The sequence below is a fragment of the Burkholderiales bacterium genome, assembly GCA_013695435.1.
In the GTDB taxonomy this organism is placed as follows: domain Bacteria; phylum Pseudomonadota; class Gammaproteobacteria; order Burkholderiales; family JACMKV01; genus JACMKV01.
Window position 1 is genome coordinate 1 of sequence record JACDAM010000126.1, and the last position, 4,655, is coordinate 4,655.

At 59.5% G+C, this 4,655-nt stretch carries 4 protein-coding genes; 3 read left to right on the forward strand and 1 reads right to left on the reverse strand.

The genetic code is table 11. From position 1 onward, the window contains the following. A partial coding sequence (locus H0V78_06665) for a GAF domain-containing protein (protein MBA2351462.1) occupies positions 1–506 on the reverse strand: 506 nt, incomplete at its 3' end. Positions 507–729: 223 nt separating this feature from the next. Here H0V78_06665 and alaC point away from each other — a divergent pair. The 3 genes from alaC to H0V78_06680 all read left to right on the forward strand — a co-directional run bounded on the left by alaC (position 730) and on the right by H0V78_06680 (position 4,527). Further along, positions 730–1,914: an alanine transaminase gene (gene alaC / locus H0V78_06670; GenBank protein MBA2351463.1), complete on the forward strand. Its 1,185-nt coding sequence runs from the start codon at positions 730–732 to the stop codon at positions 1,912–1,914. A 93-nt stretch (positions 1,915–2,007) separates the two neighbouring features. Next, positions 2,008–3,324: a homoserine dehydrogenase gene (locus H0V78_06675; protein MBA2351464.1), complete on the forward strand. Its 1,317-nt coding sequence runs from the start codon at positions 2,008–2,010 to the stop codon at positions 3,322–3,324. A gap of 54 nt (positions 3,325–3,378) precedes the next feature. Further along, positions 3,379–4,527: a threonine synthase gene (locus H0V78_06680; GenBank protein ID MBA2351465.1), complete on the forward strand. Its 1,149-nt coding sequence runs from the start codon at positions 3,379–3,381 to the stop codon at positions 4,525–4,527. The last annotated feature ends 128 nt before the right edge of the window (positions 4,528–4,655 follow it).

Below are 4,655 nucleotides of genomic sequence, written 5' to 3' on the forward strand. Positions count from 1 at the left end.
ACGACCGAAGTAAGCTCGCGCATGCGCTTGCGCAATTCCATCTCGGCCACGACGGCTCGTGATAACGCTTGCAGCGCGCTGCGCTGCGCCGTCGTTAACTTGCGTGGGACGTAGTCGATTGCGCACAACGTGCCGAGCATGCAGCTATTCGGTGCAATCAGCGGCGCACCTGCGTAAAAGCGGATGTTCGGCGCTCCGGTCACGAGCGGATTCATTGCGAAGCGCGCGTCGTCGAATGTGTCGGGCACTTCAAGCAATTCGGACTGTGATAATGCGTGCGCACAGAACGCCATTTCCCGAGGCGTTTCCGCGGCGTCCAGACCGACACGTGATTTGAACCACTGCCGGTTTTCGTCGATCAGGCTGATCAGCGCGATCGGCGTATTGCAAATGCGCGAGGCGACTTGCGTGAGCTCGTCGAACACGGCTTCCGGTTCGGTATCGAGAACGCAGTAACCGCGCAGCGTTTTCAAACGCTCGAATTCGTTAGCTGGAATGGGCGGCATACACGAACCCTTATCTCGACTCCGGCAGCTTCTCAACTCATTTAGACAAATTCTTGAACGATTGGATCAGCAGCCGGAAACGCTGTCAAGCTGATCGTTCGACCTTCCTTGAATCGCAGCGATATCCGCGCAGGCTTGCTGCAACGCCATACTCGAATGCGCCTTATCCCGTTCGCGTCCACAAAATTCCGTTAAAATCACCCGTTTCCTGAATCCACCGGCTATGCAAGATTTCTCCCGTATCAAGCGACTTCCTCCGTACGTCTTCAACATCACGGGCGATCTGAAAGCGGCAGCGCGCAAACGCGGCGAAGATATCATCGACTTCGGTATGGGCAACCCCGATGGCGCGACGCCGAAGCACATCGTCGACAAGCTGATCGAAGCCGTGCAGCGGCCGGATACGCATCGCTACTCGGTATCCAAAGGGATATGGCGGCTGCGCAAGGCGATATGCAATTGGTATAAAGTGCGCTACGGCGTCGAGTTCGATCCGGATCGCGAAGCCATCGTCACCATCGGCTCGAAAGAAGGCATCGCCCATCTGGCTCTCGCTACGCTGGATGCCGGCGACATCGTGCTGGTGCCGAATCCGAGCTATCCGATACATATCTACGGCCCGGTGATCGCCGGCGCCGATATTCGCCACGTGCGGATGACTCCCGGCGTCAATTTTTTCGACGAGCTCGAAAAAGCGATTCGCGATTCGTATCCGAAGCCCAAGATGCTGATCCTGAATTTTCCGAGCAACCCGACGGCGCAATGCGTCGATCTTGCTTTTTTCGAGCGCATCGTGGCGCTCGCGCGCGAACACCACATTTATGTGGCGCACGATCTCGCTTATGCCGACATCGTGTTCGATGATTACAAGGCGCCGTCGATCATGCAGGTCGAAGGCGCGCGCGAAATCGCGGTCGAGTTTTTCACGCTGTCGAAAAGCTACAACATGCCGGGCTGGCGGGTCGGCTTCATGGTCGGCAATACGGATTTGATTGCGGCGCTTTCGCGCATGAAAAGCTATCACGACTACGGCACGTTCGCGCCGATCCAGATCGCTTCCATCCTCGCGCTCGAAGGTCCGCAGGACAGCGTGGAGCAGATCCGCCTGACCTATGAAAAGCGGCGCGACGTGTTGTGCAAAGGTCTGCACGCGATAAACTGGATGGCCGAAATTCCGCGCGCGACCATGTTCGTGTGGGCGCAAATTCCCGAACCGTATCGCGCGCTCGGCTCGCTGGAGTTTTCCAAGAAGCTGCTGATCGATGCCAAAGTCGCGGTCTCGCCGGGTGTCGGATTCGGCGAATACGGTGACGATCACGTGCGCTTTTCACTGATCGAGAATGAGGCGAGGACGCGCCAGGCTTTGCGCGGCATCAAGGACATGTTTCGCAAAGATGGCTTGCTGTGATCGGCAGGAATGGTTAGTGCGCTCTTCGCTTGCTGCGAAGGTGGTGTCTTCAGTTTCAATCTCGCCTGAAATCAATATGAACCGACTGAAAACATGAAGCCGATCAACGTCGGCCTGCTCGGCATCGGCACCGTCGGCGGCGGGACTTTTGCGGTGTTGCGCCGCAATCGGGCAGAGATCGCGCGCCGCGCCGGCCGCGACATCACGCTGAAAATGATCGCCGACAAGGATGTCGACAAAGCCAGAAAGCTCGCCGGCGATTCGGCGACGGTGACGGCGGATGCGTTCGAACTCGTCGATCATCCCGAGATCGACATTGTCGTCGAACTGATCGGCGGCACCGGCATCGCCAGGCAGCTTGTGCTGCGCGCAATCGAAAATCGCAAGCACGTGATCACCGCCAACAAGGCGCTGCTTGCCCAGCACGGCAACGAGATTTTTGCCGCCGCCCAGAAGAATGGCGTGATGGTCGCATTCGAGGCGGCGGTGGCCGGCGGCATTCCGATCATCAAGGCGCTGCGCGAAGGGCTGACCGCGAACCGCATCGAATGGATCGCCGGCATCATAAACGGCACCAGCAATTTCATTCTGTCGGACATGCGCGAGCGCGGCACGAGCTTCGATGACGCGCTGAAAGATGCGCAGCGCCTCGGCTATGCCGAATACGATCCGACCTTCGATATCGAGGGCATCGACGCCGCGCACAAGCTGACCATCATGGCGGCGATCGCGTTCGGCATTCCGATGCAGTTCGAGCGCGCTTATATCGAAGGAATAGCGAAACTGACGCGCGCCGATATCGGCTACGCGGAACAGCTTGGCTATCGAATCAAGCTGCTCGGCATTACCAAGCGCAAGCCGAACGGCATCGAACTGCGCGTGCATCCGACCCTGATTCCAGCGCGGCGCCTGATCGCCAATGTCGAGGGCGTGATGAACGCGATCCTGGTCAAAGGCGATGCCGTCGGCGCGACCTTGTACTATGGCGCCGGCGCCGGCGCCGAACCGACCGCCTCGGCCGTCGTCGCCGATCTGGTTGATGTCACGCGCATGCACACGGCCGATCCGAACCATCGCGTACCGCATCTGGCGTTTCAGCCCGACCAGCTGTCGGATGCGCCGATTCTGCCGATCGCGGAAGTCGAAACTTCGTACTACCTGCGCTTGCGCGCTTTCGATAAACCCGGCGTACTCGCCGACATCACGCGCATCCTCGCCGATTTGAATATTTCGATCGACGCAATGGTGCAGAAGGAGCCCGGCGAAGGCGAAGAACAGGTCGATATCATCATGCTCACGCATCAGACCATCGAGAAGAACATCGACGCCGCGCTGCGCAAAATTGAAAAGCTGCCGGCCATCGCTGCACCCGTCACGCGCATCCGGCTGGAGCAGTTGAACCGGAACTGATTGCATACGGCCTGCAAATCGCGCCAGTGAAAGTTTTCGAGCCCCAAATTAAACATGACAACCCACTACACAGGTCTGATAGAACGCTACCGCGACCGCCTGCCGGTATCCGCCGATACGCCGATCGTATCGCTCGGTGAGGGCGCAACCCGCCTGATCGAACTGAAACGCCTGCCGCAACTGCTCGATCATGACGTGCGCATATTCTGCAAATTCGAAGGCCTGAATCCGACCGGCTCGTTCAAGGATCGCGGCATGACGATGGCGGTGAGTAAGGCCGTCGAAGCCGGCGCCAAAGCGATCATTTGCGCATCGACCGGCAATACATCGGCATCGGCCGCGGCATACGCGGCGCGCGCCGGGATCGTCTGCTTCGTCGTCATTCCGGAAGGCAAGATCGCGCTCGGCAAACTTTCGCAGGCATCGATGCACGGCTCGATCGTGATCCAGATCGCCGGCAATTTCGATGACGGGATGCTGCTCGTGCGCGAGATCGCCGCCGAGATGCCGGTAACATTGGTCAATTCGGTCAATCCGTATCGTTTGCAGGGCCAGAAAACCGCGGCGTTCGAAATCATCGAAGAACTGGGCGATGCGCCCGATTATCACGCACTGCCGGTCGGCAACGCCGGCAACATTACCGCGCACTGGATCGGCTATTCGGAATCGGCCTGTCAGGAAACCGGCGCGTGCCTGCACTGCGAGGGCGCTTGCCCATTCCACAAGACCGCGCCGGCCACGCGCCGGCCGATCATGCTCGGCTATCAGGCTACAGGCGCGGCGCCGTTTTTGCGCGGTGCGCCGATCAAGAACCCGGATACGGTGGCAACGGCGATTCGCATCGGCAACCCGATGTCATGGACGCCGGCGTGGAAAGTGAAGGAGGAATCGGGCGGCTGGTTCGACGAATGCACCGATGCGGAAATTCTGCGCGTGCAGAAGTTGCTGGCGCAAACCGAAGGCATATTCTGCGAACCGTCTTCGGCAACCTCGCTGACCGGGGTATTGAAAGATCTCGAACGCGGGCGCGTAGGGCGCGGCAGCACAATCGTCTGCACCCTGACCGGCCACGGCCTGAAAGATCCGGACACGGCGATTGCGCAGAGCACGCGGCCCATCACCATACCGGCCAATCGCGCAGCCATTGCTACGGTGATCTCGCAGCGGATGGCGCCTCAGGGTTCGTCGAAAAGTGACGTCTAGCGTCAGCCGCGGGCCGAACGCTGATGGTTCGGTGGGCGTCGAGCGCGATCAAGCGATCGTGCTGTTTTGCTAAACGACTGATCCGGCTACCGGAAACACGATACCTCCGGTTTTACTGCCGCTCCCGA

What these genes read in the sequence shown, in the direction of transcription:
- alaC (MBA2351463.1), top strand. Translation starts at nt 730, where the DNA reads ATGCAAGATTTCTCCCGTATCAAGCGACTTCCTCCGTACGTCTTCAAC.
- H0V78_06675 (MBA2351464.1), top strand. Translation starts at nt 2,008, where the DNA reads ATGAAGCCGATCAACGTCGGCCTGCTCGGCATCGGCACCGTCGGCGGC.
- H0V78_06680 (MBA2351465.1), top strand. Translation starts at nt 3,379, where the DNA reads ATGACAACCCACTACACAGGTCTGATAGAACGCTACCGCGACCGCCTG.